Below are 24,741 nucleotides of genomic sequence, written 5' to 3' on the forward strand. Positions count from 1 at the left end.
GGTGGGGCACCGCAGGCGATCGCTCCGTCCGGTCGCCTCGAAGGGCGGCCGGCCCGGGTGCGCGCGTCGGATTCCGATCAGCGGCCTCGGGTGGATCTGACCGATCCTCACCGAGCCGCGTGCGCGGATCGAGGCCGGGGCCGCGATCGGACGGATTCTCGTCGGAGAGTGGCGGATTACCGTCCACCGAGCACCGCCCAGACGCGTGTGGTGGAGTTCGGAGGATGATCGACCACGGAGAGGGGAAGCGCATGCTGAGGAGCGACCCGTCGAGGATCGAGCGGAGAGTGGGCCTGGGGGGCGCGGACGCGACCGCGTGGCTCGGCGCACGCGGGTTCGCCACCGTGCCGTCCGCACGAGCGTTCCGGCTGGCGGCCGACGCCTGCCGCGCGCCGGATCTCGCCCTCGCGCGCATCCTCCGGGGGCCGGGGGAGACCAGGCAGGGGGGTGCGCGTGCTCCCGGCGTCTCCGTCTCGCTGGTCACCGAGGGAGCACTCGAGTTCCTCCTGCCCGCGGGCGGCGTCCGGGTGGAGCGCGGGCAGGCCGTGTTCAGCCGGACCACGCGCGCCCTCGAGACGAGGAACACCGACTCGGTCGGCACGATCGAGATCGTCTTCGGTTCGAGCTCCTCCTCGCGGTTCGATCTGCAGCTCGGAGGGGAGCCGGTGATCGTCCAGGACGACGTCCGCAGCGTCCGTGCGCTCTCCGCCCTCGCCAACGAGGTCCTCGGGGGCGCCGACGACTCGGCGGCCCTCCTCCCGACCGGATACCGCATCGCGCTGGAGGCGCTCGCCTCCGACGTCCTCGATCGGATCGGGCCCGACCTGCCGAGGACGCTCGATTCTGCGGACCGCCGCCTCGTCCTCGCTGCTCGCCGCGTCGTCCGCGAGCGGCTCGGCGACCCGGGCTTCTCCGTCCGCGCCCTCGCCTCCGATCTCGCGGTCGGCGAGAGGCGGTTGCAGCGTGCTTTCGCTCCGACCGGCACGACGGCGAAAGGATTCCTCCGACGCGCGCGAGCGGAGGCCGCGGAGAGGCTGCTCCGCACGCACCCGGCGGTCACGCCGGTCGAGCTGGAGCTCGTCGCGCGCCAGGTCGGGCTGCCCGGCGCCCGCGCTCTGAAGGACCACCTCGCGGTCCACGGCCTCTCCGTCCCCGGCTCCGCGCGGCCCGTCAGCCCCGGTCCGCAGGATCCTCCTCGCTGACGACCGGTACCGGCTCCGTCACGCCGATCGTGCTGACGATCGGGACGACTCCGGTGCGGACGAACGGCTCCTCGGCCGGGGGCGCCGGCTCGTCGGGCGGCGATGCGGGCTCACCCGGGGTCGGTGCCGCCCGGTCGGACGCCGCGACGCCCGCCTGCCCGAGGTCGGCCTGCGCGATCTCGGGCGCGTCCTGGTAGAGGACGTCGGCGGCGAGGGCCTGCTCGATCCCGCGGTCCCGGCGGGTCCGGGCGCGGACCGGCGCCACCGCCCGCACGATCGGGGTGCGCAGGCGGCGGTAGGCGATCCGGCCGAGCGTGACTCCGCCGGCGAGGCCCAGCGCGATCATGCCCGCCTGGAGCAGGAGCTCGATCCCGGCGCTCGGGCCGGCGTTCGAGGTGAGGCCGAGGACGCCGCGGTAGAGGGTGAGGCCGGGCAGGAGGGGGACGATCGCGCACGCGGTCGTCACCACGGCGGGCACCCGCATCCGCTCGGCCAGCATCTCGCCGAGCAGTCCGATCGCCAGGGCGGGGAGCGCGTTGGCCATCAGCGGAGCGAAGCCCGAAGTGGTCAGGGAGTCGGAGACCAGGAACGCGCCGGCTCCGGTGAGGGCGGCGATGAGCGCGGGCCGCGGCGGGGTGTGCGACGAGAGCGCCCACGCGCCCGCCGCGACCCCGGCGCCGAGCACCTGCACGGCGGCCGGCCAGGGGCGGGCGTAGGAGTCGACCAGCACCAGCTCGACCCCGAGCGAGCGCGCGCCGTCCAGCACCACGGCGATGCCGACGACGATGCCCAGCGTCAGCAGCCCGACCTCGAGCAGTCGGCCGCCCGCGGTGATCGGGAACCCGTTGATCGCGTCGTCCGCCGCTCCCACGAACGAGAGCCCGGCGAGGAGCACGACCACCCCCGACGCGACGACGAGCGCGGGCGGCAGAACCGCCAGCTCCACGGGCAGCCGCGGCACGACCGCGAGGAGCACCACCGCCACTCCGGTCGCCAGCGCGGCGCCGGCGATCTGCTGGAAGAAGGCGGGCAGGCCCCAGCGGGCGAGCAGCTGGTTGACCAGGTCGATCGCGGCGGCCGTCGCGGCGGCGAGGAGCACGACGAGGGGTCCGCCCCCGAGCAGGAGCGCGACGCCCGCCGCCATCAGGGCGAGCGTGAGGGTGACGACCCCGCGGCGGTAGCGGTGCGGCTGGACGAGGATCGCGTCGAGCCGGTCGTGCGCGGCCTCGAACTGGTGCCGCGCCTCCTCGCGGGCCTCGGCGGAGTCGACGGCGTCCGCGACGCGCACCTCCGGCGAGCCCTCGGTGATGGCGGTGACGAGCGCCGTCACGCGGGCGAGCCGCTCGTAGTCGGCGCTGCGGGAGGGGACGACGCGCAGCACGCTCACGCTGGGGGAGTCGTCGCCTCCGTCGTGCACGACCAGGATCGACGTGAAGGTGAGGTCGACCTGGCACTCGATGCCGTACGCGCGGCATACCCGCTGGATCGTCTCGGTCACCTCGGCGGCCGCGGACCCCAGCGAGAGCAGCGTCTCGCCCAGCCGCACGGCCAGCTCGAGCACCCCGCGGACCGTCTGCTCGGCGAGGAGCGCGCGCTGCGCTCGACGGCTCACCGGGGCCGCGGGCCGCTGCCCGCCGAGCTTGCCGACGACCTGCTGCAGAAGACGAGGAGAGCGCACCGTCCAGGGTAGGCACGCCGGGGCCGGTCCGGGGACGGGTTGCGGCGGCTTTCCTGCGGATGTCCGAGCGGCAGTCCTCAGAAGCAGGCGAGCACCCGGGTCGACAGCCAGAGGGCGGCCTCGAGCTCGGTGTGCAGCTCCCGGCCGAGGGCGAGCCAGCGCTCCTCCGCCTCGGCGCTCCTCCAGCCCTCGAACACGTCGCATCCGGCGGCCCAGAGCTCCTGCCAGCGGAGCAGTGGTCCGTGCAGGGCCTCCGGGACGCCGATCGCACCCGGGTCGTCGACCGGGCCGTCGACCGCCCAGAGCGGATACTCCGCGCAGTGGTCCGGGTACAGGCGGAGGTCGGCGAGCCGCCCCTCCCGATCGGCCCGCGCGCGGGCGAGGGTGTCCTCCTCCGTCGCGAACGGCGGGACGATCCACTCGATCTGCGTCACGGGATCGACGACTCGGCGTTCCACGGCTCCTCCTCCGCTCCTCGATGCGCGCACGACGGTAGCAGGGCCGTTCCGCGCCGCATCGGAGGGGGCCTGCCTACACTGGCGAGCGACTGCGTCCGCGAACGGGCGGGCGGGGCGAGGGGTGGGAGCGCATGAGGGTTCACGAGCGCGCGGTGCGGCACGGGCGGCTCCGGCGGCGGTCCGGGGTGCGGACAGTGGTGGTCGGGATCGCGGCGGTGGTCGGCGTCCTCGCCGTCAGCGCCACCTCGCTCGTGGCGATCGCGACGGTGAACATCAGCCGGAACGTCGCCGACAACGCGGTCGATCTGGGCGTCGCTCCTCCCACCGCCGGGAACGTGCAGATGGGCGCGGTCGAGGGCGGCTTCGACGTCCTGGTGGTCGGCACCGACAACGACGCCACGCAGGGCGACACGTTCGGCGTCCGCGACGACACGCTCAACGACGTCAACATCCTGCTCCACGTCTCGGCCGACCACCGCAGCGCGACGGTGATCAGCTTCCCGCGCGACCTGATCCTGGACCGTCCCGCGTGCACCGACCCCGAGACGGGCGTCGTCACCGAGGCCGCCGCCGGCGTCCCGCTCAACTCCGCGTTCCAGTACGGCGGGCTCGCCTGCGTCAACGACACCCTGCAGCAGTTCACCGGCCTGACGGTGCCCTACGCCGGCTGGGTGTCCTTCAACGGCGTCATCGAGATGAGCAACGCCGTCGGCGGCGTCCCGATCTGCCTCACGGGTCCGATCCTCGACACCGACTCGGGACTCGACCTGCCCGCCGGCACCTCCACCGTCTCCGGGTCGATGGCCCTCTCGTTCCTCCGCAGCCGCCACGGCGTCGGCGACCAGAGCGACCTCAGCCGCATCTCGTCGCAGCAGCAGTACCTGGCCTCGCTGATGCGCACCGTCCGCTCGGCCGACACCCTCTCGAACATCCCCGCCCTCTACGGACTCGCGCAGGCGACCTCGTCGAACGTGCACCTGTCGACGTCGCTCACGAGCCCGGCGACGATGATCTCGCTCGCCCTCGCACTGAAGGACGTCGACCTCTCGAAGATGGTCTTCGTGCAGTACCCGGCGCTCGACGACCCGGACTACCCGGGCAAGGTCGTGCCGAACGCCGAGGTCGGCGCCGAGCTGATGAACCGCGTCCTCAACGACCAGCCGGTGACCCTCGCCTCCGACGCTCCGGCTGAGGAGGCGCCCGCGGCGGAGGCGCCCGCGGACGGCGGCGCGGCTCCGGCGGATCCCGCTCCCGTCGCCGTCGACGCTCCGGGCCAGACCGCGGCGGAGGAGACCTGCGCGGTGCCGTCCGACTGACCCGACGGGTCTCGCGACGACGAAGGCGCCCGGGCGGTGTGCCCGGGCGCCTTCGTCGTGCGCGGTGCGCGGCCGTCTACGCGCGGCGGCGGCGGAGCACCGTCAGGGCGAGACCGCCGAGGATGCCGAAGGCGGCCAGGGCGAGCGGCGCGGTCGTCGAGACGCCGGTCGAGGCGAGGACAGGGCGGTGGCCGCCCGTCTGCGCAGCGGGTCCGGAGCCGGCCGGGTGCCCTGCAGGCCCGGCGCCGACAGGGTGCGCCGTGACCGCGGCGACCGCGGCGGAGCAGTCGGCCTCTCCGGCGATCGGGTCCTCCTCCGTCAGCGTGTAGTCGTAGGAGGTGCTCGCCACGAGACCGCTCGACGTGCCGCGGGCGATGACGCAGTAGATCTCGCTCGCCGGGTCCTGCAGCGGGTACTGGCCGAGGGAGATCAGGCTCCAGCCGAGCGCGTCGACGCCGACCTCGAGGCTCGAGCCGCCGCCCGTGAGCGTCTGGCGCGCACCCGAGGTCGAGAAGACGCCGATCGAGACGGTCTCGTCCGCGCCGAAGCCGAGGAGAGCGCCACCGCTGGTGGGCTGTCCGTCCGCCGGGGCGGGCTCGGGCGAAGCCCCCTGGGGCCAGATCCGGATCGCGGTGCGCGAGGGGACCTGCTCGAGCGACGACGTCACGGAGCGTCCGCTGCTCTCTCCCGTGGCGGTGACGGTGAAGGTGCCCAGCTGGTCCGCCATGGTGTCGGCGTCGAGCAGGACGAAGGCCTCGCCCGAGAGCGGGGTCGGCGCGGGGGGCACGAGGGCGGAGGTGCTGCCGTCGGGCGCGGTGAGCGTGACGGACACGTCCTCGCCGCGGTCGAATCCGCGGAACGAGGCGACGACGCCGTAGATCCGGAACTCACCGACCTGGATGTCCGCACCGGCCGGGAGCACCCCGCCGTCCTCCCGGTTCTGGAAGACGACGCTCGTGTCGGGCTGCGTCACGGTCAGCTCGACGGCATCGGAGGCGACACGGGCGCCCGAGGCGTCGAGTCCCTCCGCGACGACGGAGATCGTCTCGCCGGGGAGCGGGAGGTGGGGGTCCACCGCGACGCCGTCCGCGTCGGTGGGGAGCCAGTCCTGGAGGCGGAGCTCGCCGGAGGCGGTGATCACGCTGGTGGTGACGGCCTCCTCCGAGTCGCCGTCGCGGAGCACGACGACGGCGACGGTGCCGGGCTGGAAACCGGTCCCGGACACGTCCAGGCCGCCGGCCCAGCCCTCCGCCGACGGGATCGCGGAGAACGCCGAGCCCGCTTCGTAGGTGGTGCGGTCGAGGGCGATCGCCAGGGGCGACTGCGCGCTCTCGACGGGCGCGATGGTCGGAGCCGGAGTGGGCGCCGGAGTCGAGGCCGGCTGCGGCGTCGCCGTGGGCTCCGGAGTCGCGGTCGGCTCCGCGGTGGGAGCCGGCTCGGCCGGTGCAGGACTCGAGGCGGCGTCCGGGACGACCTCGGTGGCCAGAGCGACGGACGGGAACGCGAGCGCCCCCAGCAGTGCCGCAGTGGTGATGACGGTGACGCCGTGGCGTCGTCGCGCAGAGCGCACGATTCCTGCTTCCTCCGAGCCGCTGATCGCGGTCGGCTTCCCCATGAGCGGGGGACGCTCGCCCCCTGTCGCTGAGTGTGTCCTATGCGGAACCTCAGCCGGTGCCGGATCCTGCAACGATCCGATCACGCCGCGCGGCGCGAGGTGACGGTTCGGTCACGGGCGCGCGCGGCGACCCGGACAGACTGGTGGGCGACGCTCCCCGGGGGGTCCTCAGGCCGGCGGCACGACCAGCAGCACCACGCCGATCGCGGCACTCATCGCGGCGACCACGCACCAGCGCTCCGCCCGGGTCCCCGCGGGTCCGCGCGTCCGCGCCATGGCGCCGAGACCGATCGCGAGCACGGCGATGCCGACCTGCAGCGCCACGGTGGTGCGGATCAGCGTCCAGGCCTCGAAGACGCTCGCTCCAGCCGATCCCGTGGCGAGCAGCGGCACTCCGCCGACGCCCGCCGGCACCAGCAGCAGGCCTGATCCGATCGCGAGCGCCGCGACCAGGTGGGCGAGCACGTCGTCCAGCGCGGTCCGTGGGGGCGCGCCGACCGGCCCGAGAGCGGCGGCGCCGGGCCTCATCGCGACAGTGCGGAGGTGCATGGGGTGAGCGTAGGCCCGGACCGCACCCGGGCGGACCCCCTGTGGAGGCCCCTGTCCGGTGGGCATTCCGGGGGAGGATCGGCGCTGAGCGAGTAGTCGAGGGCCCCGCCCTCCGGTCGCTCATCGACGCCGTCCGGGCGGCTCGCTTCACGCCCGTCAGTCGCTGCTCCCGGTCCAGGTCCCTTCGATCACCTGGATCAGGTCGTGCCGCTCATCGGGGCCCAGATCCGGTTCGAACTCGACGACGAGCCGGTCCGACCGGTAGACGTCCCTCGTGTTGTACACCGTCGCCTGCCGCGCGAGATCGAGGGAGTGGTAGCGGTGGATCGACGCCCCGGGCCCGTCGACGCCCTCCACGCACCCACGACGATCTCCGCAGGCCTCCCTGCTCGGAGCGGCAGCGCGCTCGAGTCCGTCCAGCTCCGCGCGGGTGACGTCCCGGATCGTGATCCTCGATCTCGAGTCGTCGAGGAGGAGCCCCGCTCCGAAGACGGCGGCTCCGCCGACGACGGCCCCGACGACGAGACCCGCCGCCCCGAAGACGACGGCGGTCCGGCCGACCGTTCCCGTGGCTCTGCTCGTCGCTGTCATGGAGGTCCTCTCTTCGGCCGGCTGCTCGGGCGGACGGCGGAGTGCCACCGCATCCGGAGAACCTCCCAGCGCTCATCGGCGGAGTCAAGAGCGCACACCTCGATGGCAGGAGATGTGGCGCGATCGTCGACGCAGAGGGTGCAGCAGCAGGCTCCGCATCCGCCCGGCGCCTCCGCCTCAGGCGCCGTCTCCGGCAGGATCAGGGGATGCGCCTGCAGACCCTCACCACCGGATCCGGACCGCGACACGTCGGGCTGGTGCACGGTCTCGGCGCGTCGGCGGCGACCTGGGGGCCGTTCGTCGAGCGGCTCGTCGCGACCGGCCGCTGCACAGTCACGGCCGTCGACCTGCGCGGGCACGGCGCGAGCCCGCGGGCGGAGTCGTACCGGATCGACGACATGGCCGCCGATCTGGTCGAGTCGCTGCCGACGGGGCTCCACAGCGTGGTCGGCCATTCGCTCGGCGGCGCAGTGCTGCAGCGGGCCGTCGCCGGACTCGCGCCCGGCCGAGCCGTCTACCTCGATCCCGGATTCGCCCTGTCGCTGCCGACGAGCGGCCTGGCCGGACGGCTGTTCTGGGCGGCGCCGCTCCTGTCGCTCGGCATCGCCCAGCTCGGGCAGGCGCGGGCGAGCGCCGCGGTCCGCGCCGCCTACAGCCCGGAGATCCGCGCGCTGCTCGACGACGCGAAGAAGAGGTTCGACGCGCGGATGGCCGTCGGCGTGTTCCGGGACGTCGCCTTCCACCCGGTCCCGGTCGAGGCGCCGGCGGTCCCGTCGACGATCGTGCTCTCCGACCAGTCGCCGGCGGTGCTGCCCGACGCCCTGGCCGCGCGGCTCGAGCAGCGGGGCTGGCAGGTGCGCCGGCTCTCGGGCGTGCACCACGACATGCAGCTCGAAGATCCGGACCGGACGTTGGCCGCGATCGTCGACGTGCTCTAGGCGCGCCCCTCCGCGGGTCGGGCGCCGGTGAGCGGGAATTCCCCGGATGCATCCGTACCCGCGGATCGAGACGGCGGGCGATCCCGGAGGGCCGCCCGCCGTCCTCCTGCGCCCGCGGTCAGCGGACGGTCGTCGCGGCGGTGTCGGTGTTGCTGCGGATCGACGGGTCCGGCGTCCTGACCGAGAACGCGGTGGCGAAGGCGGTCGCGGTGCCGGTGCCGGTGGCCGTGACGGTGATCCTCTCGGTGACGGTCCGCCCGTTCGCGAGACTCGAGCGCGGGAAGATCACGATGCTCCCGATGCGGCTGTACGAGCCCGTGGCGGACACGAACTGCACGGTCGGGGGGAGGATCACCTTCGAGTAGACGGACGTCGACGCGGAGGGTCCGGCGTTCTTCGTGATGAGCGTGTACGTGAACGTCCTCCCCTTCGCGGCCGTGGTCGGAGCGGAGACGTCGACGCGCAGGTCGGCCCGCGTGGTCGCCTTCTGCGGAGAGACGGTCAGAGTGCTCGCCGCCTCGACCGTGCCCGCCGGGTTCGCCGCGCGGAGGGTGAAGCCGTAGGTCCCCGCGGTGGTCGGGGTGCCGGTGAGGCGGCCTGAGCCGTCGAGGGCGAGCCCGGGAGGCAGAGTGCCCGACGCGACGGTGACGACCGGTGCCGGGGATCCGGTCGCCGTGTACGTGAAGTCGTAGGCGGAGCCGACCACGCCGGCCGCGGCCGTCCCCGAGAGGGTCGGAGCGGTCGCCGCCGGCCCGACGGTGAGGGTGTGCGGCGCGCCGGTGGTGGTGCCGAAGGTGGTGCGGGCGGACACGGTGAAGGAGGACGCTCCCTCGACGGTCGGGGTGCCGGAGAGGACGCCCGCGGAGGTGAGGGCCAGGCCGGCCGGGAGGGACCCGGACGCGAGCTCGAACGTCGTCGCGCCGCCGGTGGCGAAGGTGTAGGAGAAGGGCGTTGCGAGAGGTGTCGTCGCCGGAGGGGCGTCGGCCGTGAAGACGGGCCGAGCGCCGAGGGCGATGCTGTGGAAGCTGCCGCCGGACACGGCGGTGGCGCCGGTGAGTCCCGCCGGCACGGAGGCCTCGCCGAAGCCGTCGTAGCCCCAGGCGGTGACGGTGCCGTCGCGGCGCAGAGCGATGCTGTGGTAGCCGCCGGCGGCGACGGCGGTGACGTCCGCGAGGCCGCCGGGGACGTCGGACTGGCCGTCGCTGTCGCTGCCCCAGGCGACGACGGTCCCGTCCGCGCGCAGCGCGAGGCTGTGGGTGGCTCCGGCGGAGACGGCGGTGACGCCGGTGAGTCCCGCGGGCACGTCGGTCTGCCCGAAGGCGTCGTCTCCCCAGGCGGTGACGGTGCCGTCGCGGTGCAGCACGAGGTCGTGGAATCGGCCGGCGGCGATGGCGACGACTCCGCTGAGCCCGTCCGGCACGGTCGCCTGGCCGGAGAAGTCGTATCCCCAGGCGGTGACGGTCCCGTCGCCGTGCAGGGCGAGGTTGTGGTAGCCGCCGGCAGCGATGGCGGTGACGTCGGCGAGCCCGTCCGGCACCGTGGCCTGCCCGTCGCCGTCGTCGCCCCAGGCGGTGACGGTCCCGTCCCTCCGCAGGGCGAGGCTGTGGTTCACGCCGGCGTCGACGGCGACGACGTCGTCCAGACCGGTCGGCACGGTGGCCTGCCCGCTGCTGTCCTCGCCCCAGGCGGCGACGGTGCCGTCGCTGCGCAGGGCGAGGCTGTGGGAGCCGCCCGCGGCGATCGCCGTCGCGTCGGTGAGCCCAGCCGGCGCAGCGACCTGCCCGCTGGAGTCGTCACCCCAGCCGACGACACCGGTCGCCGCGGGAGCCGCGGCGACCGCGGACAGGGGAGCCGTGGTCCCGAGGAGGAGCGCGACGGTCGCCGTCAGCGCGAGCAGGCCGAGCGCCGGCCGGGGCCTCGTCCTCCGCTCAGGGGTCGAGCGGGCCGTGCCGGCGTCCGGGTCGGTCGGGCGGGAGGCGGAGGGAGAGCGCATGCTGGAGCCTTCGATCGAGTCGACCGTGGGCGGCCGTCTCCGAACAGTGGCACCCGGTCCCACCGCCGACAACAGCCTCTAGAGGACATGTCCGCAACAGGGCAGGGGCCGGTGCGCGGAGGACGCGTCGGCCTCGGAACGGGCCCGCGGAGCATCCCCCACCGGCGCCGAGGCCGGTCCCGACGGATCGCGCGCAGGCGTCTCGCGCGGACCGATCGCGGCGAGACGTTCTCCTCCCGGCCACCCGTGCCGGACGCCCCGGCCCCTACCGTGGCCGCATGACAGCAGCGGAGTCAGGACGTCCCGACGCCCGTGAGCGGGGCTCGAGCGGGATTATCGCGGCCGGCGCTCTGATGCTCGCCTCGGCCGGGCTGCAGCAGCTCGCAGCCGTCCAGCGCTGGGCCGTCGCCGGGCCGATCCTGGGCGAGCAGGCGATCGAGGACCACCGGTACGACTACTCGTGGCCCTCCGATCCGTGGGAGAACGTCGGATCGGCAGCGCAGCTGCTCGGGATCGGGCACCTCCTCGTCGCTCTCGCCGTCCTCGCCGCGGTCGGTCCGGGACGGCGGCGCCCGGTCGCGGTGCTGCGGATCGTGGTCGCCGCGTCGTTCGGCTGCCTCGGCCTGCACTCGGTCCTGTCCGGGATCCTCGGCGCACCGACGATCCTGCAGGCGATGCTCCCGGCGGTCCTGCTGGGACTGGCCGCACCCGCCGGCCTGCTCGTCCTCGCGGTCCTCGTGGCGAGGACGTCACCCCTCCGCGCCGTCTCCTTCGTCCTCCTGATCGGATCGACGCTGCCCGGCTACCTCGTCGCGACGTTCGCGATCGCTCCCGCGCTCGTCGGCTCCCAGTCGTACGACACCACGCCCTGGACGGAGTCGGTGGTCGCCGCCTCGGTGGCGCTCGCCGGGGCGGCGCTGCTGCTCGAAGCGCTGATCCGCTCGATCGTGCAGCGCGCGGGGGCCGTGCCGCATCGCGACCGGTCGCCGGGAGCCGCGGCCTCCTGAAGGCGGGCTCACCAGCCCGCCGTGTCGGCAGTGCCCTGGCGCGAGGAAGGGCCGCCCCGGGGGACGGCCCTTCCCGCGACTCCGTCGGCCCTGCGCTCCTCGGCAGGAGCGCGGTCGCCGGGGTCGGGTCAGCGCTGGACGAGCGGAACGGCGATGTCCGTGACGTTCGCGCCGATGGCGCCGAGCGGAGTCGCCGTTCCGTTCAGCAGTCCGATCTCGTAGAGCGACCCGTTGACGGCGGCGAGGCCGACCGAGCCGATGGAGCTGCCGTTGCGGAGGACGGAGTAGATGTCGAAGCCGGTCGCACCCACTGCGTCGAGGCCGAGCTTCCCGGTCGGCGCCAGGGTGCCGGCGTTGGCCGGGGACTGGATGGCGATCTGGTCGAGGGCCGTGTCGAGGACGAACAGGGTGGTCGCGCTGTTCGCGTCGAGGTCGTTGTTCGTGTACGCGGCCCCGGCGACACCGGTGGCCACGGCGGGCGCGGCGTAGCTGAGCGTGCCGTCGGCGACCGTCGCGGCGCCCGCGGTGGCGAACGGCTGACGGAGGTTCTGGCCCGTGTCGCTGACCACGCGGAGCGCGTTCGCGGCGGGGTTGAAGTCGACGCCGAAGGAGGTGCCGCTCAGCGCCACGGTGAGACGGGTCACCTGGGTGGCCACGCCGGTGGACGGGTTGATGGAGTAGACGCCGGCGCTCGCCGCGTTGTCCCCGACGCCGTAGAGGGCGCCGTCCTGGACCCGGTAGTCGATGCCGATGAGCGCGGTGTCGCCGCCGGTGAGGCCGGTGACGGCGACGCGGTTCGTGACCTTGCCGGGCTTGGTCGGGTTGAACTGCACGAGCTTCGTGCCGCCGTCGGAGAGCCCGACGACCCGCAGCTTCGCCGCCACGGAGCGGACCGCGTTGATCAGGTTCCTGTCCGACGCGCTGCTGGAGTCGCTGGTCGCCGCGGCGGGAGCGACGCTGCTCGCACCGGCGAGCACGGGTGCCACCGCCATCACGCCCGCGACGGCGACAGCTGCGATACCGACTCTGATGTTCCTGGTCATCGTGCACTCCTCGAGACTTGCGGTCGCCGGAGATCGGCGGCTCGGAGGGGGATACCGTCCGGAGCGCGCGAGCGTTCATCCGATCCGGAAACCGATCTCCGCGACGACGACCGGATGTCGGAGCCCGACGCGCACGGAACGCCACCACCACGACGACGGAAGCCGCCGTCGGACTCGTCGCCGTACTTCCGGGAGCCGTGCAGACGGCGGGTACGACCGAAGCCGCGACGATCCGCCGGCGACGGGCGCTGCTCTGCGGCCGAGCGAGAGGAGCGGCGCCTGGAGGGTGACACGGAGAGGCCCGTGACGGCAGTGGTCGTCACGGGCCTCTTCGTGTCGAAGACGCTCGAGCCCGGTCACCGGGTCCGAGCGTCAGCGGCGGGGATCAGTGCCTGATGCTGATGGCGGTGCTGCGGCCCTCGTTGCCGGCGGCGTCGAACGCGCGGGCGGTGATGCTGAAGGTGCCGGACGGGTAAGCGGAGGTGGAGACGGTCAGGCGCCAGGTCCCGTTGGACGCCCTGGTCGCGTCGCCGAGCCTGGTCGAGCCGCTCCAGAAGCTGACCCGGGTCGTGGCGACGTCGTCGGTCGAGGAGGCGATGAAGGTCACGCTCGAGCCGACGGTCGTCCCTGTCGTGGGAGACGTGATGACGACGGACGGGGCGGTCGTGTCCGCACCGGGCGTCGGGGTCGGCGTGGGCGTGCCTCCGGAGTCACCGGAGAGGCCCCAGGCCTCCCAGGTGGTCCTCGCGATCGTCGCCTGACCGGACACGCTGGGGTGGAAGTAGTCCACGGTCGAGACGGCGCTCGCCGGGACGGCCATGCGCGAGAGCGCTCCTCCATCCCATCTGCAGTCGTTCGTCGTCGCGGCGCAGGCGTCGGAGAGCGCCCTGTTGTAGGCGGTCGCGCGGCTCGCCGCTTCTGCGAGCAGGGCTGTGTACTGGGTACCGGTCTGCTGCACTCCGGCCTCGCTCACGCCGCGGAACTTCCCGCACAGGTCCGCCGCCTGCCAGATCACGGCGCCCTTCGTCGCCTTGACGGTGCTCCACTCCGCGGCGATGTTCGGAACCGAGCCGACGAGCACGGTGGCGTCGGGCCAGGCGGAGGCGATCTTCGACATCACGCCCTTCGCGGAGGAGGTGAAGCCCGCGACGGAGGTCATGTCGTACGTCTGGCAGAGGTCGTTCCCGCCGATGAGGAGCGTGACGTAGTCCGGTTCCGCGCCGGCCGCGACGGCCTCGTCGATCTTGGCGCCCACGCCGCCGATGAAGCTGCCCGACCTCGCCGCGTTGACCGTCGTCAGGCTCGTGGTCGAGCTCGAGGCCTCGAGACGCGCAGCGATCGAGTCGACCGCCGGGTTCGTTCCGGTCGACCAGTTGCTCGCGACGCAGTCACCGGTCCCGTTGCAGGTTCCCGCCCCGCGCGAGATCGAGTCGCCCAGGGCGAGCAGGGTCTGCGTCCCGGCGGCCTGCGCCGGCCCGGCGACGAGGAGGCTGCCGAAGAGTGCGGCGGCGCCCAGACCAGCGCCGAGTGCGGCACGCCAGCGGCGATGAGTGGTGGATCGTCGTGATGTGACGGTCATGGTGGAGTCCCCCCGGGATTCGATGATGGAGCACGTAGGAGAGCGCGTGACTGCGATGCCCCCTGATGGGAGGCAAGTGCAGGGGAGTGCGCTCGTCAACCACGAGGGGTCCGTTGACTCTGACGGGGGTGACGGAGGCGGCGACGGAGAGGGAGTGGCGGGGGTCCGTCACTCCGGCGAGCCGTCGGCGAACCGTCGGAGCGCGGCGGCGTAGCGGTCCGGGTCCCGGTGGTCGCTGTCGGTCAGGATCAGCACCGTGCCGGAGACGGCGCGCGTGTACTCGCCGCGACAGGGGAGGGTGACCACCGTCGTCAGCCCGGCCTCCCAGGCGGGGACGAGGGAGCCGAGGCAGCGCCGCTCGGGGGCGGCGTCCAGAGGGACGTCCCGTGCGTCCATCCGGGCGGACCGCAGCTCGTCGTGCCAGGCGCGGAAGGGAGCTCCGAGGGAGTCGTCTCCGAAGCGCTCCCGCCAGCCGGGGCCGCGATCGAGGTCGAGGAGGCGTGCGCGCTCGGGCGATCCGTCGGCGGTGCTGGAGAGCCGTCGGAGGAGCGGGCCGGTCTCGACCGCCAGATGCTCGACGCAGTCCTGCCACAGCTGAGGCCAGGCGCGCTGCTCGTCGGCGCCGGGCTCCGCCGACCCGACCCGCTCCGGGGACCGCTCGAGCGGCGGCGGCCCGTCGCCCGCCGGGGTGAGGCCCCGCGCCTCGCGGATCCAGAGGAGCTCGAGCAGCGCCGAGGGGTTGTCCTCGACCGTGATGACCATCTCCGACGGCCAGGGGTCGCCGGGAAGGGGACGGGATGCGCGCATGGGAGGGGCTCCTTCCGAGGGGATGAGGTCGGATCGTGCCGGAGAAGGCTCCAGGGAGGCTGGGCTCGCGTCGGCCGACGCGCCACTCCTCCGTGCTCCCAGCGGCGTCGCCGGTGATCCTCCGCGCCGGCGGTCCAGGACGGCGCCGAGCGCCTCCCGAATGTCGGTGCCCCCGACCTACACTCGGACGCATTCGAACACACGTTCGATGAGACGAGGAGGGGGCCGACCATGGGCGTGACCGTCGTGGAGCGCATCGCGACCCCCGCCTCGGACGCCGTCGCCGTCATGTTCCTCGTCGCCAGCGAGGCGGTGGCGGCCGGATTCCCGTCGCCGGCGCAGGACTACTTCGACGGGTCCCTCGACCTCAACGACCACCTGATCCGCGACAGGACGTCGACGTTCATCGTCCGCGTCTCGGGCGAGAGCATGGTCGGCGCGGGCATCAGCGACGGCGACGAACTCGTGGTCGACCGGTCGATCACGCCGACGCACGGGAGCGTCGTCATCGCTATCCTCGACGGCGAGCTGACCGTCAAGCGCCTCGAGCTGCACCCCGGGGGAGTGGTGCTGCGGGCCGAGAACCCGGAGTACCCACCGATCCACGTCGCCGAGCTGAGCGACCTCCAGGTGTGGGGCGTCGTCACCGTCTGCCTCCACCGGCTGCACCGTGCGCTCTGAGCGGCGCATCGCCCTGGTCGACGTGAACTCGTTCTACGTCTCCTGCGAGCGGCTGTTCGATCCGAGGCTCGCGGGCCGGCCGGTCGTCGTCCTCTCGAACAACGACGGCTGCGTGGTCGCGCGCTCCGACGAGGTGAAGAGGCTCGGGATCGAGAACGGCACGCCCTGGTTCCAGATCGAGCCGCTCATCCGCTCCGGTCGCCTCCCGGAGGTGATCGCCCGATCGAGCAACTACGAGCTGTACGGCGAGCTGTCCGCGCGCGTCATGGAGCTGCTGGGCCGCTACTCCGCCTGGCAGGAGGTGTACTCGATCGACGAGTCCTTCCTCGGCGTCGACGGCGATGTGGCGGAGCGGGCGAAGATCGGCCGGGCGATGCGGGCGGCCGTCGCGAAGAACGTCGGCCTGCCCGTCTGCGTCGGATTCGGGCCGAGCAAGACTCTCGCGAAGTTCGTCAACAAGGGCGGAGCGAAGAAGCACCCGCGCCTGGGCGGCGTCTGCGACACCGACTGGTACACCCCCGAGCAGCTCGACGCGCTGATGGCCTCGCAGCACGTCACCGAGCTGTGGGGGGTCGCCGGCCGCATCGGCAAGCGCCTCGCGGAGCTGTCCATCCACACGATCCGGGACCTCCGCGACGCGGACCCCGCGCTCATCCGCAAGAAGTTCTCCGTCGTCCTGCAGCGCTCCGTCTACGAGCTGCGCGGCGTCGACTGCATCCCGCTCGAGGCCGCCCGCACCGTCCGCGACCAGCTGATCTTCTCCCGGTCGTTCGCCACTCCCGTGACGACGATCAGCGACATGGAGCAGGTGCTCTCCGTCTACGCGCAGCGCGCCGCCCACCGCCTCCGCGCGCAGGAGTCGGTCACCAGGACGATGAGCGTGTTCGCGTCGACATCGCCGTTCGCGGACGCGCCCTACGAGTCCGCCGGCGGCCTGGCCGGCTTCCCCGTGCCCACGGACGACCCGGTGGCGATGGTGAAGGCCGCGATCGGCACGCTCCGCCCGCGCCTCCGCGAGGGCGCTCGCTACGTGCGGGCCGGCGTCATCCTCACGAACCTGTCGCCGCGGAACTCCCACGCGCTGCTCGAGATCTTCGACACCGCCTTCGACACGAAGGGCCTCGGCGCCACCATCGACGCCGTGACGAAGCGCCACGGCCGCTCCGCGGTCGGCCTCGGGCTCGCGGGGATCCGCAAGGGTCCGGTCTGGACGATGAAGCGCGACGCCCTCTCGCTCCGGGCGACGACGCACTGGGGCGAGCTGGCGACGGCGCACGCGCGGTGACCTCGTGGCCGGGGAGATCGGGTCATCCGACGCGTAGGCGCTCGGAGCGCTCTCGGGCAGGCTCGTCGCCATCGACGAGTGTCGGTGCGGGTACGGCGGGAGGACCCATGGCCGAGAGCTGGCAGGACGCGTCGGTGCGGGGCGTCGCGATGATCGAGAACGAGCTGGTCGTGCGCGACTTCCTCGAGGTCTGGAGCGCTCGCGACAGCCGCCAGCTCATCCCGTTCCTGCATCCGGAGGTCGTCTACAGCGCGTCGAGCTCGCAGGAGATCGCGGGGCGGGCGCGGGTCCTCGAGATGTGCGACGAGGTCCACCGGGCGTTCACCGAGATCCGGATCGCCCTCGTCACGATCGCCGTCGCCGGCAGCGTCGTCCTCACCGAGCACGCCCTGCACCTCCGCTCGGACACGGGGGAGGGCCACTGGCTCCGATGCTTCGGGAGCTACGAGCTCCGCGGCGATCAGGTCGTCACCTGGCGGCAGCTCCATGGCTGAGGATCCCGCGTGACGGCGGTGACCGGACCTGCGCGCCTGCGGCTCGCCCTGGTGCTGCTGGCGATCGCCTCGGGCGCGACCGATGCGTTCGCGTTCCTCCTGCTCGGCGGCATCTTCACCGCGAACATGACGGGCAACCTGGTCCTGCTGGGGCTGTACCCCCGCTCCGCCTGGCTGACGACCGCGGCCGGAGCGGTCACGGCGATCGTCTTCTTCGCCGGAGCGGTCTACGCCGGGTTCCGCACGACGCGGGCGCGCACGTCGTCGACCGGCGACGGGAGACGTCCGCTCCGCGCGATCGCCCTCGCGGGGGTCGTCCTCCAGCTCGCCGTCGCGGTCGCCTGGCCGACGGTGCAGGGCGGCCGGCCGCTGCTCGTGGACTGCGCCTTCATCGCGACCAGCGCGGCGGCGCTCGGGCTGCAGACCGTGCTCGCGAAGCGGATCTCCGGCTCTGCCGGCCTGACGACGACCTTCGTCACGGGCACGCTCACCAGCCTGATGCAGGAGCTCGCCGAGCGCTCGTCCGGGTCGAGGACCCTCCAGGCGCTCATCGTCGCGAGCCTCGCGGGCGGGGCCGTCGTCGGAGCGGCGACCGTGACGCTCGCTCCGGCCTGGTCTCCGACGCCGGCCCTCGTGCTCTCGGCGCTCGCCGTCGTGCTGCTCTTCGCGCACCGGGCGCCGGCCGTGCACGCGGGAGCGGAGCCCGGGGCCCCGCGTCCCGCGTGACCGGGATCAGGCGTCGAGCGCCCACTTCGGCCGGACCCAGTGGCAGGTGTAGCCGCCGGGGTGCTTGCGCAGGTAGTCCTGGTGCTCCTCCTCGGCGTCCCAGAACTCGCCGGCCGGCTCGACCTCGGTGACGACCGGTCCGGGCCAGCGGCCCGACGCGTCGATCTCGGTGATCGTCTCGCGCGCGACCCTCTCCTGCTCGGGGGAGAGGAAGAGGATCACGGAGCGGTACGCCGTGCCGATGTCGTTGCCCTGACGGTTCTTCGTCGTCGGGTCGTGCACCTGGAAGAAGAACTCGAGCAGGTCGCGGTAGGAGAGCTGCTCGGGATCGAACTCGATCTCGACCGCCTCAGCGTGGTCGCCGTGGTGGCGGTAGGTCGCGTTCGGCGTGCTGCCGCCGGCGTACCCGGCGCGGGTGCTGAAGACGCCCGGCATGTCGCGGATGAGCTCCTGGAGCCCCCAGAAGCATCCGCCCGCGAGGATCGCGCGCTCCTCGGCCATCAGACGCCTGCCTTCGTGTCGTGCGCGGACTCGCGCGGAGAGATCATCATGCGGGCAAGTCCATCACGACCGGAGACGTCGCGGCGAGCGTCGGACGACTCTCGGAGCAGACCGTCGGCGGGCAGCGCGGCTCGATCCTCGGCCCGGCGGCCCCGGGATCCGGATGCGCCGACGACGAGCGGGGACGGTCCGGCCGATCGAGCGCGGCTGCCGGCCGAGCTCCGCCGGACACGGCGCCGACGGAGTGCGGTCGCTGTGCTCTTGTTCAACGGACCCGGCGAAGCCCCCAGGCCCGGGTACCGCAGGCTGCCCGAGCATGGCGGCATGACGCACCTCACCGATCAGCGCCGACCTCCGCTCCCTCGGATCCGCTCACATCTCGTCGCCGGCCGGTACGCCGCCTCGACGGTGCCCGAGGCGACGGCGCTGTTCTGGATCCTCAAGGTGCTGACGACGGGGATGGGCGAGACGGCGTCGGACTTCCTCGCGACCGCGTTCGACCCGGTGATCGTGGTCGGCGCGACAGGGCTCGCGTTCCTCGCGGCCCTCGCGCTGCAGTTCGCGGCCCGCCGGTACATCCCGTGGGTGTACTGGACGGCGGTGCTGATGGTGAGCGTCTTCGGCACGATGGCCGCCGACGTGCTGCACGTGGTCGCCGGAGTCCCGTACCTCGTCTCGACTCTCGGGTTCGCGGTGGCGCTCGCCGCGGTCTTCGCCCTGTGGTGGCGGGCGGAGCGGACGCTGTCGATCCACTCGATCACGACGCCGCGCCGCGCCGCGTTCTACTGGCTCGCCGTCTCCGGGACCTTCGCGCTCGGCACGGCCGCGGGCGATCTGACCGCGTCGACGCTCGGGTTCGGCTACCTGCCGTCCGCGGTCCTGTTCGCGGCGGTCATCGCGGTGCCGGCGCTCGCGCACCGGTTCACGGGGCGGAACGCGGTCCTCGCGTTCTGGGCCGCCTACGTCGTCACGCGACCGCTCGGCGCCTCGGTCTGCGACTGGCTCGCGGATCCGGTCGACCGGAAGGGCCTGGGCCTGGGCACCGGCCCGGTCACGCTCGCGGCCCTCGCGGTGTTCCTGCTGCTGGTAGCGGTGATCGCGCTCCGCCGACCGCGCCCGACCCGTTGAGCGCGGCGCTCAGGCGTCGCGGCCGGCGCGGTTCTTCTGCCGCCAGTACGTGAGGGCGATGCCGGCGAGGCTGATCACGACGATGCCGACGAGGACGATGTCGATGTACGTCCCCACGAAGTCCGCGACGCCGGGGATCTGCCCGAGGAAGAAGCCGAGGAGGATCACGCCGGTGGACCAGACGGCGGCGCCGAGGGCGTTGAAGCCGACGAAGTGGCCGTAGTGCATCTTGCCGACGCCCGCGGCGACGGGGGCGAAGGTGCGCACGACCGGCACGAAGCGGGCGATGGTGACCGCCCAGCCGCCGAACCGGTCGAAGAACGACTGGGTGCGGGCGACGCTCGAGCGGCTGAAGAGCCCGCTGTCCTTGCGCTCGAAGATCCGCGGCCCGCTCGCGCGGCCGATGACGAACCCGAGCTGGTCGCCGAGGAACGCGGCGGCGGCGACCATCAGGATCACCAGCGGCACCGGCAGGGAGATCACGCCGGTCGCGACGAAGACACCGGTGAAGAAGAGGAGGGTGTCACCGGGGAGGAAGAACCCGATCAGCAGGCCCGTCTCGACGAAGGCGATCAGGCAGACCAGGGCGATCGCCCAGGGGCCGGCGCCGTCGAGGAGGGATTGAGGGTCGATCATCGGTTCTCCTTGCGAGAGGTCGGGTGGGGCTGCGTCGCGGGGATGCGGACGTCGACACCGAGGCCGTGGGGGACGAGGTTGCGGAGTCGGAGCTCGCCGCCGGCGGCGCGGCTGAGACCGGCGACGATCGCGAGCCCGAGGCCGGCGCCGCCGTCGCGGGAGCGGGCGGCGTCGGGGCGGGTGAAACGGTCTGTCGCGACGGCGAGGAACGCCTCCGGAACGCCGGGGCCGTCGTCGTCCACCGAGAGGACGGCCTCTCCCGAGCGCTCGACGAGGGTCGCGGTGATGCTGCCCCCGTCCGGAGTCGCGGCGACGGCGTTGGCGAGCAGGTTGTCCAGAATCCGGCCGAAGTCGGTCGGCGAGACGGCATACCGGGTGGCGCGAGCCGACGCGGGGGCGACGAAGTCGATCGCGAGGTCACGGTCGCGGGCGAGCATGCGAGCGCGGTCGACGCTGTCGGTCACCTCCTCCCGCAGTGCCGTCGACGGCGCATCACCGACGGCGGTGCCGGCATCGATCCTCGACAGGATCAGCAGTCCGTCCGTCAGGGACTGGAGGCGGTCGATCGACCGCCGCGCGTCGACGACGTCGGCGTAGAGAGCGGCCGGGTCGTCGCGCACCCGCTCGGCGAGCTCCAGCCGCGTGCGCAGAGCGGCGAGGGGGGTCCGCAGCTCGTGGCTCGCGTCGGCGACGAGCCGCCGCTCCCGGTCCGCGGACTCCCGCAGATCCTCGATCAGCGCGTTCAGAGTCGAGGCGAGGTCGGAGAGCTCGTCCTGCGCCGGGCCGACGGGGAGCAGCTCGGTGGAGTGTCCGCGGCGCAGGCGGTCGGCGATCGCGCGCATCCTGCCGACGGGGCGCAGCGCGAGGCCGACGAGGACCCAGGAGGCCACCGCGAACACGACGAAGAGGATCGCCAGGGCGAGGAGGAGTGTCCTGCTGACGCCGCCGACGACCGCCTCGGCGGTGTCGCGGCTCTCCTCGATCAGCGCCTGCGACGCTCCCGAGCGGACCAGCTCGATGGTGGAGGCGTCGAGGATGTGGTCCAGCTGCTCGCGGACGATGATCGCGACGATCCCGAAGAACAGCATCGCGACCAGCAGGCTCGACACCGTGATCCGCACCCGGATCGACAGGGACCGCCACCTCACGGCTTCACCCCGAGCCGGTAGCCCGCACCCCGACGGGTGACGATCTCGACCGACGCGGCACCGGCGACGAGCTTGCGGCGGAGGTAGCTGATGTACTGCTCCGCGATGTTGTGGTCCACGAACTCCGCCGACCCCCACACCTCGAGCAGGAGCTCCTCCCGCATGACGAACCCGCCCGCACGCACGGCGAGCACGCGGAGGACGCCGAACTCCTTCGGGCTCAACGGCAGGACGGCGCCGTCGACCGTCGCGGAGTGGGTGTACGGGTCCATGCGCAGGTTCCCGATCACGACCGGCGCGCGGTGTGTGAGGCGCTCGCGGCGGATCATCGCGCGGAGGCGGGCGGAGAGCTCCTCGAAGTGGAACGGTTTCGCGAGGTAGTCGTCGGCCCCCGCGTCCAGGCCGAACACACGGTCCTGCAGCGCGTCGCGGGCGGTGAGCATGATCACCGGGAGCGTGGCACCGCTCGCGCGCAGGTGCCGGCAGATCTCGAAGCCGCTCATGCCGGGGAGCATCACGTCGAGGACCGCCGCGGCGTAGTCCGCGTCGCGCGCCGCGTTCAGCGCGTCGACTCCGTTGGAGAAGAGGGCGACGTCGTAGCCGTCGCCGAGGAGACCGCGCTCGAGGAGCCCGCCCATCTCGACGTCGTCCTCCACGACCATCACCGCATCACGCATCCGTGCCTCCTCCGGTCATGCTCGCATCCGCGGCGGGCCGGGACCGGCCCGTCGCGCCCGGATGTGCGGCTTCTCAGCGGCACGGCCCGGATGCGGGGGCGGCTCACGTGCGGACCGTCCGAGGAGGAGTGCGGGACCGGCCGGGGCAGGGGGCGGCCGCAGGGCGACGGGCAGCGGGCCCGCCGGCAGAACGAGTCATCTGACCGGGTCGCTCCGGGTGCCCCCGTTCCTACGCTCGTCGGTACAACCGAGGAGAGAGCGGAGCGGACCATGGAGCAGCCGAACGTCGAGACGCGCAGTGCACGGCGGGTGATCGAGACCCTGACCGCCAACGGCGTGAAGTACGTCTTCGGGATCCCGGGAGCGAAGATCGACGCGGTCTTCGACGTCCTCGCCGACGAGGGGCCGGAGCTGATCGTCTGCCGCCACGAGCAGAACGCCGCCTTCATGGCCGCCGCGGTGGGGCGGCTCACGGGCAGCCCGGGCGTCGTCCTGGTGACCTCCGGCCCCGGCACGACCAACCTCGCCACCGGCCTGCTCACGGCCAACACAGAGCAGGACCCGGTCGTCGCGCTCGCCGGGGCCGTGCAGCTCTCCGACCGCCTCAAGCGCACGCACCAGTCGATGGATGCGGCCGCCTTCCTCACCACCGTGACGAAGTACACGGTCGAGTCGACGGATCCGGACGACGTCTCGGAGGCGGTCAGCAACGCCTTCCGCGCCGCCGTCACCGAGCCCCGAGGCGCCGCGGCGGTCGTCCTGTCGGCCAGCGTGATGGCCGCGCCGACCTCGCAGGTCATCACCCGGGCGGCCACGGGGCCGACGAGCGGTCCGGCGCGCGCCGAGGACCTCACCCACGCCGCCGACCTGATCAACACCGCGGAGCGGCCCGTCCTCCTCGTGGGACTCCGCGCGTCGGAGCCGGCGACCGTCGCGGCCCTGCGGGTCCTGATCAGCGAGACGGAGCTGCCGGTGATCGAGACGTTCCAGGCGGCCGGCCTCGTCTCCCGCGAGCTCGAGGACCACTACCTCGGCCGCGTCGGCCTGTTCAAGAACCAGCCCGCCGACCTCGCCCTCGCCGAGTCCGACCTCGTCGTCGCGATCGGCTACGACGCCGTCGAGTACGACCCGGTGATCTGGAACAGCGACGTCGACCGCCGGATCGTCCACATCGACTCCGTCGACGCCCCGCTGGACAACCACTACCTGCCTGCGCTGGAGCTGAAGGGCGATCTCGCGCAGACCGTCGCTGCCCTCACGCCCCTCGTCTCCGGCCTGCAGCTCGACGAGGACGCGGCCGACCGGGTCGCCCGGCACCGGAGCGAGCTGGAGCGGATCGACGACGCGGCGCGGACGGCCGAGGCGGCTCCCGGGACCGTCGATCCCGCCCGCCTCGTGCTCCTGATGCGCGACCTGCTCTCGGACGACGCCACCGTGGCCTGCGACATCGGCTCGAACTACATCTTCATGGCCCGGCACTTCCGCGTGTACGAGCCGAAGCACCTGCTCTTCTCGAACGGGCAGCAGACCCTCGGCGTCTCCTTCCCGTGGGGCATGGCGGCGAGCCTCCTGCGCCCCGGGACCCCGGTGGTCTCCGTCTCGGGCGACGGAGGCTTCCTGTTCTCCGCGACGGAGATCGAGACGGCGACGCGGCTCGGCCTCTCGTTCACGCACGTGATCATGCGGGACGACACCTACGACATGGTCGGCTTCCAGCAGCTGCTGAAGTACGGCCGCAAGTCCGGAGTCCAGCTCGGCGACTACGACATCGAGAAGTTCGCGGCGGCGTTCGGCGCCACGGGCAGGCGGGTGAGCGGCCTCGCCGAGTTCGAGGAGGCCTTCCGGGCGTCGCTGGCCGAGCCGGGCGTCTCGATCATCGACGTCGCGGTGGACTACAGCCGCAACGTCGACATCGCCGCCCACCTGGTCGAGGACGCCTTCGAATGAGCACGCACACGGTCGACTCGACCGACGACTACGCGATCTACCAGAGCTCGACCATGGCCGCGCTGCTGGCCGGGGTCTACGACGGGGACCTGACGATCCGCGAGCTGCTCACCCACGGCGATCTCGGCCTGGGCACCTTCAACCACCTGGACGGCGAGATGGTGATCGTCGACGGCGTCTGCTACCACCTGCGCAGCGACGGCTCCGTCCAGGTCGCGGACGGCGACGACCGGACGCCCTTCGCCGCCGTGCTGCCCTTCCACGCGACCACGACGTTCACGGTGGAGGAGCCGACCGGTCTCGCCGGCCTCACCCGGCTGATCGACGACGCGGTCGACGGCGGGAACATCCCCGTCGCCCTGCGGATCGACGGCCGGTTCACCGAGGTCCGCACCCGGACCGTGGGCGCGCAGACCGAGCCGTACCCGCCCCTGATCGAGGCGACCGCCCACCAGAGCGTCACCGGCATCGCCGACACCCGCGGCACGATCGCGGGCTTCCGCACTCCGCAGTTCGAGCAGGCCGTGTCGGTCCCCGGGTACCACCTGCACTACGTCGACGACGCCCGCGAGAAGGGCGGGCACGTCCTCGACGTGACCGTGGCCGAGGTGACGGTCTCGCTCACGACCGTCGCCGGACTGCACCTCGCGCTTCCGGAGACGGACCAGTTCCGCCGGGCGGACCTGGCGATGCAGGACATCGCGGCGCAGGAGGCGCGAGCGGAGGGGTGAGGCGGGCGGGA

General features: G+C 73.1%; 24 protein-coding genes. 11 read left to right on the forward strand and 13 right to left on the reverse strand.

The window, feature by feature from the left end:
• The first annotated feature begins 224 nt into the window (after positions 1-224).
• The gene (locus GSU40_RS02065; RefSeq protein ID WP_160033358.1) at positions 225-1,202 is read left to right on the forward strand and encodes a hypothetical protein; all 978 of its coding nucleotides are present in this window, start codon (positions 225-227) and stop codon (positions 1,200-1,202) included.
• Here the strand turns inward: GSU40_RS02065 and GSU40_RS02070 are convergent.
• Both GSU40_RS02070 and GSU40_RS02075 read right to left on the reverse strand, forming a co-directional pair.
• Positions 1,171-2,880 carry a threonine/serine exporter family protein gene (locus GSU40_RS02070; protein ID WP_160033360.1) on the reverse strand — a complete coding sequence of 570 codons (1,710 nt, stop codon included), beginning with the start codon at positions 2,878-2,880 and terminating at the stop codon, positions 1,171-1,173. The genes GSU40_RS02065 and GSU40_RS02070 overlap by 32 nt on opposite strands.
• A gap of 77 nt (positions 2,881-2,957) precedes the next feature.
• Positions 2,958-3,338 carry a hypothetical protein gene (locus tag GSU40_RS02075; protein ID WP_160033362.1) on the reverse strand — a complete coding sequence of 127 codons (381 nt, stop codon included), beginning with the start codon at positions 3,336-3,338 and terminating at the stop codon, positions 2,958-2,960.
• A gap of 131 nt (positions 3,339-3,469) precedes the next feature.
• On the opposite strand from GSU40_RS02075, the gene GSU40_RS02080 reads away from it, so the two are divergent.
• Entirely contained in the window at positions 3,470-4,654 is a 1,185-nt protein-coding gene (locus tag GSU40_RS02080; protein WP_160033364.1) for an LCP family protein, read from the forward strand.
• A 76-nt stretch (positions 4,655-4,730) separates the two neighbouring features.
• On the opposite strand, the gene GSU40_RS02085 is transcribed toward GSU40_RS02080, so the two are convergent.
• The 3 genes from GSU40_RS02085 to GSU40_RS02095 all read right to left on the reverse strand — a co-directional run bounded on the left by GSU40_RS02085 (position 4,731) and on the right by GSU40_RS02095 (position 7,409).
• Positions 4,731-6,269, reverse strand: coding sequence for an LPXTG cell wall anchor domain-containing protein (locus tag GSU40_RS02085; RefSeq protein ID WP_160033366.1), 1,539 nt, complete (start codon positions 6,267-6,269; stop codon positions 4,731-4,733).
• A gap of 168 nt (positions 6,270-6,437) precedes the next feature.
• Entirely contained in the window at positions 6,438-6,818 is a 381-nt protein-coding gene (locus tag GSU40_RS02090; RefSeq protein WP_160033368.1) for a hypothetical protein, read from the reverse strand.
• A gap of 156 nt (positions 6,819-6,974) precedes the next feature.
• On the reverse strand, positions 6,975-7,409 hold the full coding sequence (locus tag GSU40_RS02095) for a hypothetical protein (RefSeq protein WP_104226555.1): 435 nt from the start codon (positions 7,407-7,409) through the stop codon (positions 6,975-6,977).
• A 206-nt stretch (positions 7,410-7,615) separates the two neighbouring features.
• Here GSU40_RS02095 and GSU40_RS02100 point away from each other — a divergent pair, with 206 nt between their 5' ends.
• The gene (locus GSU40_RS02100) at positions 7,616-8,347 is read left to right on the forward strand and encodes an alpha/beta hydrolase (RefSeq protein WP_160033370.1); all 732 of its coding nucleotides are present in this window, start codon (positions 7,616-7,618) and stop codon (positions 8,345-8,347) included.
• Positions 8,348-8,465: 118 nt separating this feature from the next.
• Here GSU40_RS02100 and GSU40_RS02105 read toward each other — a convergent pair whose 3' ends face one another.
• Entirely contained in the window at positions 8,466-10,340 is a 1,875-nt protein-coding gene (locus tag GSU40_RS02105) for a DUF11 domain-containing protein (protein WP_160033372.1), read from the reverse strand.
• A gap of 278 nt (positions 10,341-10,618) precedes the next feature.
• On the opposite strand from GSU40_RS02105, the gene GSU40_RS02110 reads away from it, so the two are divergent.
• On the forward strand, positions 10,619-11,347 hold the full coding sequence (locus GSU40_RS02110) for a hypothetical protein (RefSeq protein ID WP_160033374.1): 729 nt from the start codon (positions 10,619-10,621) through the stop codon (positions 11,345-11,347).
• A 128-nt stretch (positions 11,348-11,475) separates the two neighbouring features.
• Here GSU40_RS02110 and GSU40_RS02115 read toward each other — a convergent pair whose 3' ends face one another.
• From GSU40_RS02115 to GSU40_RS02125, 3 genes are all read right to left on the reverse strand, one after another.
• Positions 11,476-12,390, reverse strand: coding sequence for a DUF4394 domain-containing protein (locus GSU40_RS02115; RefSeq protein WP_208543349.1), 915 nt, complete (start codon positions 12,388-12,390; stop codon positions 11,476-11,478).
• Between the two features lie 385 nt (positions 12,391-12,775).
• Positions 12,776-13,969, reverse strand: coding sequence for an SGNH/GDSL hydrolase family protein (locus GSU40_RS02120; protein WP_160033376.1), 1,194 nt, complete (start codon positions 13,967-13,969; stop codon positions 12,776-12,778).
• A gap of 168 nt (positions 13,970-14,137) precedes the next feature.
• Positions 14,138-14,776, reverse strand: coding sequence for a hypothetical protein (locus tag GSU40_RS02125; RefSeq protein ID WP_160033378.1), 639 nt, complete (start codon positions 14,774-14,776; stop codon positions 14,138-14,140).
• Positions 14,777-15,007: 231 nt separating this feature from the next.
• Between GSU40_RS02125 and umuD the strand changes: the two genes are divergently transcribed.
• The 4 genes from umuD to GSU40_RS02145 all read left to right on the forward strand — a co-directional run bounded on the left by umuD (position 15,008) and on the right by GSU40_RS02145 (position 17,962).
• The gene (gene umuD, locus GSU40_RS02130; RefSeq protein ID WP_244229560.1) at positions 15,008-15,457 is read left to right on the forward strand and encodes a translesion error-prone DNA polymerase V autoproteolytic subunit; all 450 of its coding nucleotides are present in this window, start codon (positions 15,008-15,010) and stop codon (positions 15,455-15,457) included.
• Positions 15,447-16,742 carry a Y-family DNA polymerase gene (locus tag GSU40_RS02135; protein ID WP_160033380.1) on the forward strand — a complete coding sequence of 432 codons (1,296 nt, stop codon included), beginning with the start codon at positions 15,447-15,449 and terminating at the stop codon, positions 16,740-16,742. The genes umuD and GSU40_RS02135 overlap by 11 nt, the downstream gene beginning before the upstream one ends.
• A gap of 107 nt (positions 16,743-16,849) precedes the next feature.
• On the forward strand, positions 16,850-17,236 hold the full coding sequence (locus GSU40_RS02140; RefSeq protein ID WP_160033382.1) for a nuclear transport factor 2 family protein: 387 nt from the start codon (positions 16,850-16,852) through the stop codon (positions 17,234-17,236).
• A 9-nt stretch (positions 17,237-17,245) separates the two neighbouring features.
• Positions 17,246-17,962, forward strand: coding sequence for a YoaK family protein (locus GSU40_RS02145; RefSeq protein WP_160033384.1), 717 nt, complete (start codon positions 17,246-17,248; stop codon positions 17,960-17,962).
• Positions 17,963-17,968: 6 nt separating this feature from the next.
• On the opposite strand, the gene msrA is transcribed toward GSU40_RS02145, so the two are convergent.
• Positions 17,969-18,463 carry a peptide-methionine (S)-S-oxide reductase MsrA gene (gene msrA / locus GSU40_RS02150; RefSeq protein WP_159912307.1) on the reverse strand — a complete coding sequence of 165 codons (495 nt, stop codon included), beginning with the start codon at positions 18,461-18,463 and terminating at the stop codon, positions 17,969-17,971.
• Between the two features lie 324 nt (positions 18,464-18,787).
• On the opposite strand from msrA, the gene GSU40_RS02155 reads away from it, so the two are divergent.
• Entirely contained in the window at positions 18,788-19,591 is an 804-nt protein-coding gene (locus GSU40_RS02155) for a hypothetical protein (RefSeq protein WP_160033386.1), read from the forward strand.
• Between the two features lie 9 nt (positions 19,592-19,600).
• Here GSU40_RS02155 and GSU40_RS02160 read toward each other — a convergent pair whose 3' ends face one another.
• The 3 genes from GSU40_RS02160 to GSU40_RS02170 are packed head-to-tail and all read right to left on the reverse strand — an operon-like array spanning position 19,601 to position 22,052.
• Positions 19,601-20,227 carry a VTT domain-containing protein gene (locus tag GSU40_RS02160; protein WP_160033388.1) on the reverse strand — a complete coding sequence of 209 codons (627 nt, stop codon included), beginning with the start codon at positions 20,225-20,227 and terminating at the stop codon, positions 19,601-19,603.
• Positions 20,224-21,375, reverse strand: a complete 1,152-nt coding sequence (locus tag GSU40_RS02165; protein WP_244229561.1) for a HAMP domain-containing sensor histidine kinase — start codon at positions 21,373-21,375, stop codon at positions 20,224-20,226. The genes GSU40_RS02160 and GSU40_RS02165 overlap by 4 nt, the downstream gene beginning before the upstream one ends.
• Positions 21,372-22,052 (reverse strand): response regulator transcription factor, encoded by a 681-nt coding sequence (locus GSU40_RS02170; protein WP_160033390.1) that lies wholly within the window; start codon positions 22,050-22,052, stop codon positions 21,372-21,374. Before GSU40_RS02170 ends, GSU40_RS02165 begins: the two co-directional genes overlap by 4 nt.
• 270 nt (positions 22,053-22,322) lie before the next feature.
• On the opposite strand from GSU40_RS02170, the gene alsS reads away from it, so the two are divergent.
• Together alsS and budA are read left to right on the forward strand one after the other, a co-directional pair.
• On the forward strand, positions 22,323-23,999 hold the full coding sequence (alsS, locus tag GSU40_RS02175) for an acetolactate synthase AlsS (RefSeq protein WP_104283990.1): 1,677 nt from the start codon (positions 22,323-22,325) through the stop codon (positions 23,997-23,999).
• Entirely contained in the window at positions 23,996-24,730 is a 735-nt protein-coding gene (budA, locus tag GSU40_RS02180; RefSeq protein WP_160033392.1) for an acetolactate decarboxylase, read from the forward strand. The genes alsS and budA overlap by 4 nt, the downstream gene beginning before the upstream one ends.
• Positions 24,731-24,741 lie beyond the last annotated feature (11 nt).

The organism is Rathayibacter sp. VKM Ac-2805 (genome assembly GCF_009834265.1).
Lineage (GTDB): Bacteria > Actinomycetota > Actinomycetes > Actinomycetales > Microbacteriaceae > Rathayibacter.